General features: G+C 33.1%; 14 protein-coding genes and 1 pseudogene. 5 read left to right on the top strand and 10 right to left on the bottom strand.

Features of this window, described 5'->3' with window-relative positions:
* Window positions 1-64: 64 nt before the first annotated feature.
* The 3 genes from ACJJVN_RS06695 to ACJJVN_RS06705 form a co-directional block, all read right to left on the bottom strand.
* Window positions 65-1,087 carry an adenosine deaminase gene (locus ACJJVN_RS06695; RefSeq protein ID WP_405377559.1) on the bottom strand — a complete coding sequence of 341 codons (1,023 nt, stop codon included), beginning with the start codon at window positions 1,085-1,087 and terminating at the stop codon, window positions 65-67.
* Between the two features lie 362 nt (window positions 1,088-1,449).
* Window positions 1,450-1,929 carry an ankyrin repeat domain-containing protein gene (locus ACJJVN_RS06700; RefSeq protein WP_405377560.1) on the bottom strand — a complete coding sequence of 160 codons (480 nt, stop codon included), beginning with the start codon at window positions 1,927-1,929 and terminating at the stop codon, window positions 1,450-1,452.
* An 89-nt stretch (window positions 1,930-2,018) separates the two neighbouring features.
* Window positions 2,019-3,542 carry a catalase gene (locus ACJJVN_RS06705; RefSeq protein ID WP_405377561.1) on the bottom strand — a complete coding sequence of 508 codons (1,524 nt, stop codon included), beginning with the start codon at window positions 3,540-3,542 and terminating at the stop codon, window positions 2,019-2,021.
* Window positions 3,543-3,641: 99 nt separating this feature from the next.
* Here ACJJVN_RS06705 and ACJJVN_RS06710 point away from each other — a divergent pair, with 99 nt between their 5' ends.
* The gene (locus tag ACJJVN_RS06710; protein WP_405377562.1) at window positions 3,642-4,565 is read left to right on the top strand and encodes a LysR substrate-binding domain-containing protein; all 924 of its coding nucleotides are present in this window, start codon (window positions 3,642-3,644) and stop codon (window positions 4,563-4,565) included.
* A 50-nt stretch (window positions 4,566-4,615) separates the two neighbouring features.
* A complete protein-coding gene (locus tag ACJJVN_RS06715) occupies window positions 4,616-5,287 on the top strand; it encodes a methyltransferase domain-containing protein (protein WP_405377563.1) in 672 nt (223 codons plus the stop codon).
* 21 nt (window positions 5,288-5,308) lie between these two features.
* Here ACJJVN_RS06715 and ACJJVN_RS06720 read toward each other — a convergent pair whose 3' ends face one another.
* Window positions 5,309-5,662, bottom strand: coding sequence for a DUF779 domain-containing protein (locus ACJJVN_RS06720; protein WP_104516727.1), 354 nt, complete (start codon window positions 5,660-5,662; stop codon window positions 5,309-5,311).
* A gap of 69 nt (window positions 5,663-5,731) precedes the next feature.
* A complete protein-coding gene (locus ACJJVN_RS06725) occupies window positions 5,732-7,231 on the bottom strand; it encodes an aldehyde dehydrogenase family protein (RefSeq protein WP_405377564.1) in 1,500 nt (499 codons plus the stop codon).
* Window positions 7,232-7,403: 172 nt separating this feature from the next.
* Here ACJJVN_RS06725 and ACJJVN_RS06730 point away from each other — a divergent pair, with 172 nt between their 5' ends.
* The gene (locus ACJJVN_RS06730) at window positions 7,404-8,321 is read left to right on the top strand and encodes an AraC family transcriptional regulator (protein WP_104516724.1); all 918 of its coding nucleotides are present in this window, start codon (window positions 7,404-7,406) and stop codon (window positions 8,319-8,321) included.
* Between the two features lie 202 nt (window positions 8,322-8,523).
* Here the strand turns inward: ACJJVN_RS06730 and ACJJVN_RS06735 are convergent, their stop codons facing one another.
* Window positions 8,524-8,865 carry a hypothetical protein gene (locus ACJJVN_RS06735; RefSeq protein ID WP_405377565.1) on the bottom strand — a complete coding sequence of 114 codons (342 nt, stop codon included), beginning with the start codon at window positions 8,863-8,865 and terminating at the stop codon, window positions 8,524-8,526.
* A gap of 348 nt (window positions 8,866-9,213) precedes the next feature.
* Between ACJJVN_RS06735 and ACJJVN_RS06740 the strand changes: the two genes are divergently transcribed.
* Window positions 9,214-10,395: an esterase-like activity of phytase family protein gene (locus tag ACJJVN_RS06740; protein WP_405377566.1), complete on the top strand. Its 1,182-nt coding sequence runs from the start codon at window positions 9,214-9,216 to the stop codon at window positions 10,393-10,395.
* A 579-nt stretch (window positions 10,396-10,974) separates the two neighbouring features.
* Here ACJJVN_RS06740 and ACJJVN_RS06745 read toward each other — a convergent pair.
* Window positions 10,975-11,361: a mannose-1-phosphate guanylyltransferase gene (locus ACJJVN_RS06745; protein ID WP_405369248.1), complete on the bottom strand. Its 387-nt coding sequence runs from the start codon at window positions 11,359-11,361 to the stop codon at window positions 10,975-10,977.
* Between the two features lie 467 nt (window positions 11,362-11,828).
* Entirely contained in the window at window positions 11,829-13,856 is a 2,028-nt protein-coding gene (locus tag ACJJVN_RS06750) for a YHYH protein (protein ID WP_405377567.1), read from the bottom strand.
* Window positions 13,857-13,907: 51 nt separating this feature from the next.
* Here ACJJVN_RS06750 and ACJJVN_RS06755 point away from each other — a divergent pair.
* Window positions 13,908-14,114 (top strand): annotated as a pseudogene (locus ACJJVN_RS06755) (IS110 family transposase); the annotation flags it as partial.
* Window positions 14,115-14,169: 55 nt separating this feature from the next.
* Here the strand turns inward: ACJJVN_RS06755 and ACJJVN_RS06760 are convergent.
* Both ACJJVN_RS06760 and ACJJVN_RS06765 read right to left on the bottom strand, forming a co-directional pair.
* Complete coding sequence (locus tag ACJJVN_RS06760; RefSeq protein ID WP_405377568.1) at window positions 14,170-14,553, bottom strand: hypothetical protein; 384 nt, start codon at window positions 14,551-14,553, stop codon at window positions 14,170-14,172.
* 192 nt (window positions 14,554-14,745) lie between these two features.
* Window positions 14,746-15,063 (bottom strand): hypothetical protein, encoded by a 318-nt coding sequence (locus ACJJVN_RS06765; protein ID WP_405369242.1) that lies wholly within the window; start codon window positions 15,061-15,063, stop codon window positions 14,746-14,748.
* Between the last annotated feature and the right edge of the window lie 148 nt (window positions 15,064-15,211).

Genomic DNA, 15,211 nt, shown 5'->3' on the forward strand with positions numbered 1-15,211 from the left:
TTTATGATATCCACCTTCTAAAGATAGAGTAGAGCACCGGTAAGAGTAGGGCAATCGATCTATATTAATTTAATGAAAGAAAGTAATTTTTCACATCAGTAATGTGCTTTTTCTTATCGTTATCACTTAACCAGCTTGCCTCAAAGGCATTGATAGCCAGTTGTTGTAATTGATCCTTAGTTAAGTTTAAAGCCTTTGCTGTTTCATAATAATTCTCATTCATATAACCACCAAAGTAAGCAGGGTCGTCAGAATGTATGGTGGCTAGAATACCTTTATCCAGCATTTTTGCAACCGGATGATCCTCTAGTTTATCTATCACTTTAAGCTCTAGATTACTTAAAGGACACAAGGTAAGAGCCATGTTCTCTTTTAATAATCTTTCTACCAGTGCGTCATCACTTAAACATCTATTACCGTGGTCTATTCTTACTACATTAAGAATGTCTAGAGCTTCCCAGATATAGTCTGCTGGGCCTTCTTCTCCTGCATGAGCAACAAGTTTATAGCCTTGTGCTGCAGACGCCTTAAAGACCTCTTTAAATTTACTAGGAGGATTTCCTAACTCAGAAGAGTCCAGGCCTACACCATGAATCCAGTCTTTAAATGGTAAAGATTCTTCAAGAGTTTTAAATGCTTCTTCTTCTGTCATGTGCCTTAAATAGGACATGATTAATCGATAGGATATGTGTAATTCTTCCTTAGCTTTTTCTAGAGCTTTATAAATACCAGTAATAGCTACTTTAAAATCAACACCTCTTTCTGTATGCGTTTGTGGATCAAAAAATACCTCTACATGCACCACATTCTGACTGTGTACTTTAGTTAAATAAGCCCAAGTAAGGTCATAAAAATCTTCTTCCTTTAAAAGTACTTGAGCACCTGTGTAGTAGATGTCTAGAAATTCCTGCAGGTTATTAAATTTATAGGCTTTTTTTAAAGCGTCTATAGATTCATAATCTAGAGTGATATTATTTCTTTCGGCTATTTGAAACATCAATTCAGGTTCAAAACTACCTTCTATATGTAAATGAAGTTCTGCCTTGGGAATTCCTTGAATGATGTTCATTAAGTCAGTTGATTCCATGTGGGTGTTTATTTATTAAGCGACATCGTCTTATATTTTTAGAAACTTAAAGCTTCATTTTAAAATATAAGGATGTGATTATTATTAGAAACAGCAAAGTTAACGCATTAAAAAAGACCTATAGATTACCGTAATTCTAATAAGTGATAGAGTTATTATGAATTCATATGGTGGTGGTTTTACAAATTTGATAAGGAGTTAATATCGTAATTAGAAATGCCTAATATTAAACGCCCCATGGCGTATGAAAAGGCGTAAAAGACAAAGACGTAGTTCATAGCTATAAATGCAAAAAGCTCTAGATATCTAGAGCTTTTCTTTACTTAATTGTGAAAAAACATAACTAACTTAACTAAGTAATTTTATTTTAATAGTTCTACTATATCAGTGTTGCCTTGCATTTGAGCATGTTTAAGAGCCGTGTTCCCTCTATTATCTAGAATGGTCTTATCTGCATTATGAGCTAGTAAATATTTTACGATCTCTGTATGTCCAAAGGTGCTGGCATATATCAATGCTGTTGCATCGTTAAAATTTTGCTGATTAACATCCGCACCATTGTCGATAAGTAGTTTTGCGATTTCAAAACTTCCTTTAAAACAAACTCCCATTAATGCTGTATTACCAGATAGGTCTTTTGCATTAAGATTTGCCTTTTTGTTTACAAGAAAAGAAACAGTTTCTGTTTGATTATTATATGCAGAAAGTATTAAAGGTGTAAAACCTTTACTGTCCACACTATTAATGGTATCGTTACTTACCTGATAAAGTGCTTCTAGATTTTTTATATCTCCATTTCTTGAGTACTCAAAAATGGACTGTGCGTTTAGGGTTGCAGTCATAATTAATAAAATTAATGTAATGATATGTTTCATAATAATTGAGATAAAAAAGAGGACGTTTTAATGCATCCTCTTTTTAAAATTTATTTTTAATTTCTAAAATCTTTTGCTGAGAAACCTAGAGCCTCAGCGACTCTCATACCATAATTCCTGTCTGCTTTATAGAAAAAGGTAATCATCTTCATTTTAATAGCTCTATCAGTTACCTGACCTAAATCACCAGCTAAGTTTTTGATTAAATTATCTTGTTCTCCTTTTGATAGAGATCTATAAAAATCACCAGCTTGTGCAAAATCATTGGTCTTTGTAATTTTCTTTTGTGTAATAGTCACATCAGACAGTGTTGTTTCAGATTGCTTGTATTGAGTATCTTCTTTTAAATCTACCCTTGTACTAGGCTGGTAGTTTACATCAGGATTTTTAAACCTTTTATTACCATAACTACCCCAACTGTCAGAGTTGTAGTTGTTAGGTTCTTCTAGAGGTTTGTTAATCGTTAATTGTTGGAAATTAGGACCTAATCTATGTCTTTGTGTATCAAAGTAAGAGAATAATCTACCTTGTAATAACTTATCTTCAGATGGTTCTACTCCAGGTATTAACGCTCCAGGCGAAAATGCAATACTCTCCACTTGCTCAAAATAGTTAATCGGATTCTGGTTTAATGTCATTGTCCCAATTTTGATTTTTTCAATTTTATCTGCAGGCCAGTCTTTTGTTGCATCTAATGGCCAGAAATCAAAGGAATGAAGATCTTTAGGCTCTATCATTTGAACATATAAATCCCATTGAGGGAAATTACCTTCTGCTATATCTTTACGTAAACTTACTGTGGCATGTTGCCAGTCTTTACCTTGTTGTGCAGCAGCTTCTTCAACGGTTAGATTTTTTTCTCCTTGTTTAGAAACCCATGAATATTTTACATAAGTTACTTTTCCAGCTTTATTAATCCACTTATAACCGTGTACACTACTACCATTCATAAACTGGTAACCTTTAGGAATCCCTAAATCGGTATAAAGTCTTGTAAACATGTGTGTCGCTTCTGGAACATTTGAAAAGAAGTCAAAGATTCTATTAGGATCTTGCTTATTTGTAACTGGAGATGGTTTTAAAGAATGCACCATGTCTGGGAATTTAATGGCATCTCTGATAAAGAATATAGGTAGATTATTCCCTACGATATCATAATTACCTTGTTCTGTATAAAATTTTACAGCAAATCCACGTGGGTCTCTAGCCGTTTCTGGAGATCCTTTACCATGTATTACCGTAGAGAAACGTACGGCTAGATCTGTCTTTTTACCAGCATTAGAAAATAATACTGCTTTTGTATAATCAGACATATCTTTGGTTGCTTCAAAGTATCCTGACGCACCAGCACCTCTAGGGTGTACTACTCTTTCTGGTATGCGCTCTCTATCAAAGGCAGCTAGTTTTTCTACTAGATGTATATCTTCTAATAAAACAGGACCGTATTCTCCTACAGTTTTTGAGTTTTGATTATCTCCTACAGGGGCACCATTATTAGTAGTCATAGTGCTCTCGTTGCTGTTTTGTGCAGTAGCAAGCAAGCCTATGGAAATTGCGATTAAAGTAACTAGTTTTTTCATCTTTATTATTACGTTGTTAATTGAGGTGGCAAATATCTGAGCGTTTAACTTATTAATCAAATTAATAGTTTTTATATTTGTATTGATTAAATTAATAAAATGACTTTACAACAATTAGAATATGTAGTGGCTTTGGATACCTACAGGCATTTTGTAACAGCTGCAGATAAATGTTTTGTTACACAACCTACTATTACTATACAGGTTAAAAAATTAGAGGACGAGATAGGCTTTTCTATTTTTGATAAAAGAATATCACCATTTCAACCTACAGAATTAGGTGTCATGTTTATTCAAAAATCCAAAGTTATACTGAGAGAAGTAAGTGACCTCAAAAGCATGGTGACGACAGAGCTTAATAATATAGATGGTGTATATAGAATGGGAATTATACCTACCATATCTCCATACCTTATACCACTCATTTCAGGTTCTTTTTCAGATAAATATCCTAATGCTGTACTTAAAATTAAAGAAATGCAATCAGATGATATTATCGCTGCATTGCAAAAGAAAGAAATAGATTTAGGGATTTTAGTGACTCCATTAAACGAGCCGTCTATTAGGGAAATTAAAATGTATAATGAACCTTTTGTATTCTATGGACAGAATAGTGATAAACTCAAAAATAAATCAAGCATCACTGCAGGAGAAATTGAAAGTATAAAAAACGTCTGGTTATTAGAAAATGGGCATTGTTTTAGAAATCAGGTTTTAAACATATGTAATAACACAGATAATAATAAGAGCATAAAATTTCAGAGTGGTTCTATAGAGGCTTTAAAAAAAATGGTTGATAATTATGGCGGTTATACCTTAGTACCAGAAATGGCCATAAGTCCTAAAGATGCTGGTTGTAGCATTCCATTTGTAGAGCCTAAACCTATTAGAGAAGTAAGTATGGTGACACATCATTCTTTTTCTAAAGACATTTTAATTGAAGCACTAAGAGATGAAATACTAGAAAAAATACCTGCTGATTTCATCAAAAATAAAAACTTCATGAAGATCAATTGGAGATAAATATTTAATTTAAAAATATGTCGATAGAGTAGTGCTAGTAGATTTAAATTATGAAAGAAGAAAAGACCAAAAGAATTAAAACACCATGGCCTACTAGAATGGCTATGAATCAGGTGTATGAAAAGAGTTTGTGGGGCGCTAATAGTTCTCCATTTTATTCTGGAGATGGTTCTCATGATTTACAGATTGTGACACCATACATTAATGCGGTAAGTTCTTTTTTAAAATCATTTGAAGAACCGATTACGGTATGCGATTTAGGTTGTGGCGATTTTAATATAGGAAAACAACTTCTTCCTTATGTAAAAAGATATGAAGCGGTAGATATAGTAGCAGATCTTATTGAATATAACAAAACCAATTTTAAACAGGATAATCTAGATTTTTACTGTCTAGACATTGCGGTAGATCCATTACCAGTAGCAAATTGCGTTATTATCAGGCAGGTTTTACAACACCTGTCTAATGACGAAGTATCTTCCATCGTTAGTAAATTACAAGATTATAAATATGTTATCCTAACAGAACACTTACCGGAACAGGATTTTATAGCCAATAAAGACATCATTTCAGGACAAGGCATACGTCTTAAACAGCAAAGCGGTATTCAATTAACCGCTGCGCCGTTTCTTTTTAAGGTAAAGAAAGAAACTCTATTAATACGCACCACATTAGAACCAGGTAAAGGTGTAATAGTAACCTGGTTATATGAGGTGTTTTAGCAGTTTGTTTTTCTATGTTATTTATTGATTTAAAGCAACTCTTTCTTCTTCAGTAAAAAGTCTTGAGTGAATAAAAAATCTTAATCCTAGCGGTATTTCTAGTGAAAAGCTAGCACCACGACCTTCTGTAATGTCTACCGTTAAATGCGTGTGTTTCCAGTATTCAAATTGATCTTGATTCATATAAAAATTTACATCATTTAAAGTACCTAAGAGTACATCGCTATCATCCAGATACATATCTCCTTTTTCAAAAACCATAGGAGCAGACCCATCACAACAGCCACCACTTTGATGAAATATCAACTCGCCGTGTTTTTCCTTTAACTGTTCTAGAATCTTTGTAGCCTCTGGTGTTATTGCTATTCTTTCCATAATTGAAATGATTAAAAAAAAGGCTGGACTTTTCTTTATCCAGCCTTTTAAATTATTTAATGTTTGTTTCTAAAAGAAGCCTAATTTATTCTTATCATAAGAGATAAGCATGTTTTTAGTCTGTCTGTAGTAATTCAACATCATCACATGATTTTCTCTACCGAAACCTGATTTCTTATAACCACCGAATGGTGCATGTGCAGGATAAGCATGATAACAGTTTACCCATACACGACCAGCTTTTATAGCTCTAGGTATTTGATACAGTTGGTGTGCATCACGAGTCCATACTCCAGCACCTAGACCATAAAGTGTATCGTTTGCTATTTCTATAGCCTCGGCTTCATCTTTAAATTTAGTCACACATAGTACAGGACCAAAGATCTCTTCTTGAAAAACACGCATCTTGTTATGTCCTTCTAGTATCGTAGGCTGTATGTAAAAACCGTCTGCTAGATTATCTTCTAGATGGTTAGCATCTCCACCGGTTAATACTTTGGCACCTTCTTCTTTACCTATTTTAAAGTAAGACTGTATTTTCTCATATTGATCTTTGGACGCCTGCGCACCTACTTGAGTAGAAAGTTCATATGGATTACCTTGTATAATAGCATTAGTTCTAGCTACCACACGTTCCATAAAAGCGTCATATATATCTTCTTGTACGAGTAATCTAGATGGGCAGGTACATACTTCACCTTTATTAAAAGCAAACAGTACAGCACCTTCTACAGCTTTATCTAGATAAGCATCGTCATGGTCCATAACAGAGTTAAAGAACACATTAGGAGACTTACCACCTAATTCCATAGTAACAGGATTTAAGTTCTTAGAAGCATACTGCATGATTAACTGTCCTGTTGTGGTTTCTCCTGTAAAAGCCACCTTATCTACCTTTGCACTAGAGGCTAGAGGTTTACCTGCTTCAGGACCAAAACCATGTACGATATTGATCACTCCTGGAGGGAAGACATCGGCTATTTTTTCCATCAATAAAGTCGCACTAGATGGTGTTTGCTCTGCAGGTTTTAAGACCACGCAATTACCAGTTACTAGTGCTGGTGGTAATTTCCATGATAACATGAGTAAAGGGAAATTCCAGGGTATAATTTGTCCTATAACACCTAGAGGTTCTTTGATATTCATGGATAAGGTGTGCTGGTCCAGTTCTGACGCGCTTCCTTCTTCAGATCGTATACAGGCAGCAAAATAACGCCAGTGATCTACGGCAAGCGGTATATCTGCATTTAAGGTCTCACGTATAGGTTTACCATTATCGCAAGTTTCTACTATCGCAAATTCTTCAAGATTTGCTTCTATGATATCGGCTACTTTATTTAATAAATTAGAACGCTCTGTGGCAGACGTGTTTCCCCAGGCTTCCTTTGCTGCATTTGCTGCATCTAGTGCTAGTTCTACATCTTCTTTTTGTGATCTAGGATATTGGGCTATAAGACTATTATCAATAGGAGAGGTGTTATCAAAATATTGTCCACCCAGCGGTGCGACAAATTTTCCATTGATAAAATTAGAATACTTTTCTTTAAACTTAGGTTTTGAATAACTCATTTGAATAGGTATTTAATTAGTAATAAGGTAATTTTTATACTTAAAGATTATGGTATCTTTAGTTTTGTTAAAGTTATTTTATCATATCCTAATTTTCTTGAACATATAGATCAAAATTTTGAACATATCTATTATTTAGCAATTCTTGTTCTAAAATTTTGTAATATTGAGTATGAAGCCCATTTTAAATCAACATAATAACGTTAGAAAAATCACTACTCTCGTAGAGAATAGAACGACGTATAATGCTGACTATGCAGAGCTTAATATATATGAAACCCATGCCTTTGCAGAGAAAGTATCGCTCACCTTTGATTTTCCTATAATAGCCAGCATGCTCACCGGTAAGAAAGTGATGCATCTTGAGGGTTTTGAATCCTTTGATTTTTTTCCAGGAGAGTCTGTAGTAATGCCTACACATAAAGAGATGGTCATAGATTTCCCTATAGCTACTAGCGATAACCCTACACAGTGCCTCGCACTAGGTATAGATGCTTTTAAGATCAATGAAGTAGTAGAAAAGTTCAATCAGCATGTGGCTATAGAAAATGAGAATAACAATTGGGACCTGGACCAGACTGCCTCTCATTTAATTAATAATACAGATGTAAATCACCTTATAGAACGCCTTACCTACACGTTTACTAATAACAATAAGTCTAAGGATGTGTTGCTAGATTTAATGATTCAAGAGTTGATAGTAAGACTGTTACAGACTAAGGCAAAGTCACTGATCATAAACGATCCACATCAAATTTTTAATGATACCAGAATAGGTACGGTTATTAAATTTATTAAAGATAACCTGACTAATAAGGACATAAACGTAGATCTACTTGCCAAAAAGGCCTACATGAGCACCTCTAATTTCCATAAACAGTTTAAGAATACACTGGGCATATCTCCCATAGATTACATCAATTCTGAGAAGATTAAATTCTCTAAGAAGCTCATTAAGAGTTCTGAAGATTTTAGAATGTCAGAAATTGCCTTTAAATCTGGATTTAATAACACGAGTTATTTTAATAGACAGTTTAAGAAAATGGAATTAATGACACCACAACAATTCAAGAAGTCTATAATTTCTTAATAGATAAAATTTACTTTTTCTACACGCTGTTGTCTCTAACATAGTCTTTGCGTAGAGCGTTTTGAGAGAATGGTCTAGGTGCAAAGAGTAGCACGTGATTTTGTACTAGGTATGGAGTGTTTAAATGGTTAATGAGTTGGTTTTAATTCCGCTTTCGCGAAAGCGAGATAAACATCCATCTATTAATACTCTCAAAAAGTAACTAGACGACATTAAATATAAAATCGTGTAAATAATGAAATCCTATCACAATTAAAGCTATGACTACCATAACTGCAAGGCGTGTGATGAGGTGATGTGATTTTCCTGATAATTTTTTACGTAAATAAAAGAGGTCCAAAAGAATAAATAGAACTGCGATAATGCTGCCCATTATACTCGTGCTGACTATTAAAGCTGCCTCATATACCCAATTAAATATAGACAGAATTCCATCGTTATATTCAGGTTGTGGTCCTAGCATAATGCGCATGTGCAAAAAGCCTAGAAATAGTGCCACTAGATACCATAATAGGTAAATAAGAATTTGCTTAATAACGCGCATAGAGATAATAACTTACTGACTTAGGTGGATAACGGCATGGTTCTATATAATCGCCTGCACGATTGTTCTAGGTGCCATGAGTAGCAGTGTATAAAAGTAAGATATTTTGGTTTTAAAGTAGTTGTTATGAAGTGAGTCGTTTTAATGTGTATCTATTTTAAAGAACTTGTAACTAACTGGTGTGTTGTAGCAATGGGATATTCCTATAGGTGGTGATGAGGTAAAAGTAGCTTCATAACTTAAAATCATGGCAGTATGGTAGTACCTTTGACATTTATATCTATTCTATAATTACATGTGGTTGGGTATAAAAATGATGTCTATAGATTTTCATATATAGATGTTGATATGAAGATTAAATTTGCGCTAAGAGACTCTAGTTTCTTTAAAGATATAAGGATGATTCAACTAGTAAAAACTTTTTTTGTATTTCTTATTTTAATGATGGTGGTTTCTTGTGGAAATACCACAAAATTAAAACCTGCCGACACACCGATTAGCTTGAGATTTATTGACGAATATGTATTGCCAGATACTACCATTTTTGAGAACACTAGAGTAGGAGGCTTATCAGGTATAGATTATGGAAATGGTGCCTGGTATGCTATAAGTGATGATACAGACCTGCCTAGATTTTATAAAATGGATATTTCTTATAATCACAAGGGTTTTAATTCTATAGCTCTCAATGAGCTTATAAAATTTAAGGATAGTCATGGAATAGTTATACCTAACGGGACAGTAGACCCAGAATCGATAAGGTATGATAACGGTAACTTTGTCTGGACCAGTGAGGGAAATATAAAGAAAAGTGTAAAACCCTTTGTACATATAGTAAATTCTAACGGTAAGTTAGTAAAAGAGATACCACTAGCCAGTCGTTTTTTACCTAGCAACCAGGCAGGTTATGGACCGCACCACAATGGGGTTTTTGAAGGTGTGTCGTTGAGCCTGGATAAAAAAGGTTATTGGGTCGCTATGGAATTGCCTTTAAAAGAAGATGGAACAGAACCTACTGTAGAAGAAAATAATTCTCCTGTGAGAATAGCTTATATCAATAAGGAGACTGGACGCTTTGAGAAAGAAATAGTTTATGCTCTGGATAAAGTGGAGCGTCCTGCTATAAACGGTACTACATTTGAGATTAACGGTCTTGTAGAGCTTGTAGAATATGAGCAAAACAAATTCTTAGTTTTAGAACGATCTTATTCTATGGGATATAAAGATGGTGGTAATACGGTAAAAATATACCTGGTAGATGCGACTAATGCTACTGATGTAAGAGATATAAAAAGTTTAAAAGGCAGTAACTATACTGGTGTAACTAAGAAGTTGCTCTTTAATTTTGAAACCATAAGAGCTCAATTAACTAACGCTGTGGTCGATAATATAGAAGGAATTACCCTCGGGCCAGATTTTAACAATGGCAACCGCTCTCTAGTCGTGGTAGCCGATAATAACTTCAGTCTTTATGGACCACAATTGAACCAATTCATTTTATTTGAAATAGAACAAAGTATCGCAAATTAATCTAGGCTTTCCTACAAAAAGGAGAAACTTATAGTAAACCAGAAATATGTTGATTATGCTTTTACAATAGCAAAATCAGGAATCATATATGATGATGGATATAGAAGTATTCTTGTTAGAAATGAAATTCACTTGTTTTTTAGAGCGGTTCTTTGTTTTAGTGCGTTTTTTCTCCAACTCTTTAATTTCAAATTCAATTTTAGAGCTCCAAGTATTACTCCCGAAAAAACTAATAGTACAGTCAGTTTGTAATATTCTTGATTTGAAAATGATTCCGTAATAATAATAACTGAAGCCAAAATACAAGCAATAGGAATAAAATAGGACATTAACATAATACCCTTGAAAGCAATATTTTGTACTGTTGAATTGACTTTAATCCAATTCAATTGTTTTAATGGTAAAATACTAATTAGGTGATAAAACATATGAAAACCAATATTCATAACTAAAACAATTCCGAATTTGTCTTGAATTAATAAGTTGTCAATCGGTGTTAAAACCAAAATGATACTTAATGCAATTAAAAAATATGCAATCAGTTTATAAAATTTATGTAATTTATTTATTGTCAAGGTTTTAATTAAGTTTCTTATTTTCTATTTCTGCAAATTTTTGTTTGTCAGTTGCGATAATATCTGTCAATTCGAATCGATTTTTATCTAAAACATTGAAGTCAACCAGGCTTAAATATAAGTCTACAACTTTTCGGTCAATCATTATCTTTCCGCCTCCAGCCCAATGTCGGTCCGTTCCGTTTTTCTTTATTCCTGAAATCCAATATTCATCTCCGTTTTCTATGTCATAGTAGTTTCCAGCGATTCCTTGTGCATTTGAGCTTTTAAGAGCTTTTCCATTAAAATACACAGTTCGACCAGATTTTGAGAATTCCGCTATTCCAATCCAAGCAGGTCCAGTATCTCCAAATCCACTTTTCAATTCGATATATTTTAATTCAGGTTTCATTAAGTTAAATATTTTGATGTCTTACCATTCCAACCACATTTTGAACAATTTTCGTTTTCAAATTCATGCTCACAATTTGGATAATCATATAGATGATGAGTGCAATCTGGGCATAAATCTGTCATTTTCGAACTATCTTTAAAGTATTCAGATTCACATTCTATACAAATATTTTTCTCTCTGTTCATTGGTTTCTCAAATGCACTAAAACAGCCAAAGGTATAATGCGAATGAGGCATTCCATTGGTATGCTGTTGCTTTGGTTAAGGTTGTAGATGTGAAAGTACAAAACTATTTTAGAATTCATGTGCCTCACAGGTCTTATAAACGATAGAGCAGGAGTAAGTTAATATTCCTGTATAATAGCAAAATCAGGTTTCATATATGATGATGAATATAGAAGGGTTCTTGTTAGAAATGAAATTCACTTGTTTTTTAGAGCGGTTCTTCATGGTAACCAGTTTTTGTCAGTTTCTTCTTGTCATTTCATCTTGTGTGATATAACCATCTTTGTTTTTGTCTCTATTCTGAAAATTTTGTTTTAGATTTCCTTTAGCTTCAGATATGGATATTTTCCCATCATTATTGGAGTCCATTTTTTTGAGCATATCACTAAAATTTGGAGATTTTTTACCTCCTTGATTTTGTGATGATTGTTGTCTTTGCTGTGGCTTATTTTGCCCTTGGACTGTTTGTTGTTTTCTTCCTCCACCAATTTTAAAATCATTACTTGGTGTTCCCATAAAACACCTGCTAGCGGAAGGAAATTCGTCAGAAACTACATAATAATATGTGCCATTTGGAAATTCTGGAGTTACTCCAGTTCTTCCGTTGCATTCATCTAAATCGCCATAGTCATTCTGGTATTCGTAATCACGCACATATTTTCCAGAGTACGTTCCATTTGGTGCAGAAATACCATCACCTGGTCTTTCACCTCGTTTTAAAATATAACTAGATTTTAATTGAATAACACCGCTATTTGCATCCATTGGGTCTGCATAACCCATTTTATAATACATCGGATATCCATCAGCAGCCCAACCCACTAAAGACATTTTGTTGTTATCAAAATTGGCAACCAAACCAGTAGGTGTTCCATGGTAATGGTATTCTCCATTGGGTTGAACATGGGCATTGTTATAATCTTCACCTAAGTTAACTTCGTCACTCAAAGGTTCTAGCGTCCATTCGTAATTAGGTTCATTTGATTCTACGTTTCTAAAATATTCGTTGGCAGAAGGCTCAAATTTTACGCCGTTAATAGCAACACCAAATACATAACTTGGTCTTCCCTTATCAATTCCTAAATCATAAACATAGGTGATTTTGTTTGCTAATGTTGGTGTCAAATCAATAGAATATTCCTTGTTTTGTTCTGTAATTGTGTTTGGATTTCCTTTAGTAGGAAATTGACCAACAGTATGATTTGGAATGGCATTGGATTTTATAATTCTAACATCGTTTTTTTTATCTTCTGTTATAGAAACTTCGCTTTGAAGTGGTAATTTTTCCTTGGTAGAGTTCTTTATTTCTGGCAAGTGTTCATTATTGTGCGAGTGTGATATGCCATTATGATTATGAATATCCTTTACTAAGGGTAATACCATCAGGTCTTTAGCATATAGAACTGTGCCCACATAGTTTTTGCGAATTTCTGCAGTTGTGTTTTCTTCATCAACATTTGTAAAGTTGAAATGCGTTAATACTAAATTTTTAACATTGGCTTCTTTTGCCATTAGTGAACTTTCCTTCAAATTGACGTGTGCTTTTTCTTTAGTCTTAGTATTGCTTCTATTTTTATTATTTCTTGTAGTATTTCTATTTTTTCCTAATTCAATAGCTCCACCAGAATCCATTATTAAATAATCGGCATTGTTAGCCAAAATAGGTAAGGATTGCGAGTATGTTAAATCTCCAGAAATTACAATAGATTCACCACCTGCATCAAAACGATAGGCTAAGGTTTCTATCGTATGATTTACAGCGGTATATGTGATTTTTATATCTCCTATGTTTAATGGGGTGTTTCCTGTCAAGTTTTTAGCGATGAAGCTGGCTTTAACATTACTTAATCTTCGTCCTGACTTTGAGAGTCTATATTCAATATCTTCCTCATAACTTTCAAGAATATTATCAATTATTGAGGTTGTTTGTTTTGGACCAGCAATAATTATTTTATTTCTGCCTAGCAGCGATTGAATAAAAATAGGGGCAAACTCCTCGTTGTGATCTAAATGATGATGAGTAAAAAGCAAACCATCAAGGTCTTTAACTTTTAGGTTCAATTTGTTGAGATTGGCTTGAGTACCATTCCCCATATCAATCAAAATATTCGTGTCTTTATAGGATATTAATACCGCAGGTCCAGAACGTTCTGTATTAAATTTAGGAGAACCAGATCCAATTATAGTAGCGGTTAATTGGTTGTTGGTATCTTGAGCAAAGAGCTGTTGACATAAACAAATGAGTATTAAAACTAAGTAATTTTTCATTATAAACATTTTGTTTATTCGACATTTTTTTTTCTAAATAGTTTAATTTAAAAAAGAGATAAATTACTGTTTATGTGCAGTTTTAATGCTTGTAAATACAACAAAACATGCAAGGCAATTTACGATCGAATAGTAGCCAAAGGAAAGAGTAAAAAACTAGCTTTAATAGCTGTCTGTAATAAGCTCTTAAAACAGGCTTTTGCTATAGCAAAATCAGGATTAATATATGATGACGGATATAGAAGTGTACTGGTTAGAAATGAAGTGAAATTCGCTTGTTTTTTAGTGCAGTTCTTTGTTAGCAAACGGTTTTTTATTTTAGTTCTAGTTTCTCTAATTCATTATTTAATTCCACTAGTGATTTTTCGTCAATTATTTGTGTGTTGATTTTCAATTCTGTTTTATCCGTTTTTAGTATATAATCTCCAGCAAAATTTTTAATCTGTTTTATATCATTCAGATTTATTTTTTTTCCAAAAGGTTTATTAACAAAAATTTGACCATTTTCAAGAGTCAAATATTTATTTCTTTTCCCATAAAAATAAGTTCCTAAATATAAAAATGAAATTATTAAAAACGCGTAATCTGTCCAATAAGGGTTTTCTTTGGTAAATATTCCTAGTAAACTTATGATTAGCCATAATATTCCAAAAATGAGGCTGAAACTCAAATATTTTTTTTTGTATCGTATTTTCATTTTTAACTGTTTGCTAACATTCAGTATAAGAAATCGTAGGGCAGGTGATAAGCACTTTCGTTTCGGTTTATTACTTAGCTAAATATAAATATTTTGCTTTTATCTTTTCTACTATAAACGCCAAATTTTATATTTAGCGGACTCTATAAATAAGCATAGACCTTTCGGATTAACACAAACGGCCTATGTTTTTTATACCGTGTTAGCAATAATTTTTTTATTTCTTTTGTGTTGCTCAATCTTATATATTATTGCTGTCAAAGGAAATAAAGTCAGTAATAATAAACTCCCAAGTCCTAGTGAATAGTCTTGAATCGGAAATGATAATGAAGCTATAGCTCCGAAAAAATACAAGAGAAAAATAATTAACATCAAAATCAGAAGAGTTTTTTTCCAGATAATTTTTTTATTAATTTGATATCCGATTATTAAAATCAGAATAGGTATATAAAATAAAAACAAATCAACTTCTTGAAATATGTAATTCGGAATCCAATGCAACTGTTCCATTTCGTGGGTATGACTGTATGAATACGAGTAAGGAACAATCAAAATCAGTAAAACTATTAGATTCAGCAAGCTAATCGTTTTGTTATTCGTTATATAATTCCAGATTTTTTTTGTCATTCCAAATTATTGCTAACGTGTTTGTGTATGA

This window comes from Nonlabens sp. Asnod3-A02 (assembly GCF_045063755.1).
In the GTDB taxonomy this organism is placed as follows: domain Bacteria; phylum Bacteroidota; class Bacteroidia; order Flavobacteriales; family Flavobacteriaceae; genus Nonlabens; species Nonlabens xylanidelens.

What these genes read in the sequence shown, in the direction of transcription:
- ACJJVN_RS06745 (WP_405369248.1), bottom strand. Translation starts at nt 11,361, where the DNA reads ATGAAACCTGAATTAAAATATATCGAATTGAAAAGTGGATTTGGAGAT.
- ACJJVN_RS06710 (WP_405377562.1), top strand. Translation starts at nt 3,642, where the DNA reads ATGACTTTACAACAATTAGAATATGTAGTGGCTTTGGATACCTACAGG.
- ACJJVN_RS06740 (WP_405377566.1), top strand. Translation starts at nt 9,214, where the DNA reads ATGAAGATTAAATTTGCGCTAAGAGACTCTAGTTTCTTTAAAGATATA.
- ACJJVN_RS06715 (WP_405377563.1), top strand. Translation starts at nt 4,616, where the DNA reads ATGAAAGAAGAAAAGACCAAAAGAATTAAAACACCATGGCCTACTAGA.
- ACJJVN_RS06720 (WP_104516727.1), bottom strand. Translation starts at nt 5,662, where the DNA reads ATGGAAAGAATAGCAATAACACCAGAGGCTACAAAGATTCTAGAACAG.
- ACJJVN_RS06725 (WP_405377564.1), bottom strand. Translation starts at nt 7,231, where the DNA reads ATGAGTTATTCAAAACCTAAGTTTAAAGAAAAGTATTCTAATTTTATC.
- ACJJVN_RS06705 (WP_405377561.1), bottom strand. Translation starts at nt 3,542, where the DNA reads ATGAAAAAACTAGTTACTTTAATCGCAATTTCCATAGGCTTGCTTGCT.
- ACJJVN_RS06760 (WP_405377568.1), bottom strand. Translation starts at nt 14,553, where the DNA reads ATGAAAATACGATACAAAAAAAAATATTTGAGTTTCAGCCTCATTTTT.
- ACJJVN_RS06730 (WP_104516724.1), top strand. Translation starts at nt 7,404, where the DNA reads ATGAAGCCCATTTTAAATCAACATAATAACGTTAGAAAAATCACTACT.
- ACJJVN_RS06750 (WP_405377567.1), bottom strand. Translation starts at nt 13,856, where the DNA reads ATGAAAAATTACTTAGTTTTAATACTCATTTGTTTATGTCAACAGCTC.
- ACJJVN_RS06700 (WP_405377560.1), bottom strand. Translation starts at nt 1,929, where the DNA reads ATGACTGCAACCCTAAACGCACAGTCCATTTTTGAGTACTCAAGAAAT.
- ACJJVN_RS06735 (WP_405377565.1), bottom strand. Translation starts at nt 8,865, where the DNA reads ATGCGCGTTATTAAGCAAATTCTTATTTACCTATTATGGTATCTAGTG.
- ACJJVN_RS06695 (WP_405377559.1), bottom strand. Translation starts at nt 1,087, where the DNA reads ATGGAATCAACTGACTTAATGAACATCATTCAAGGAATTCCCAAGGCA.
- ACJJVN_RS06765 (WP_405369242.1), bottom strand. Translation starts at nt 15,063, where the DNA reads ATGGAACAGTTGCATTGGATTCCGAATTACATATTTCAAGAAGTTGAT.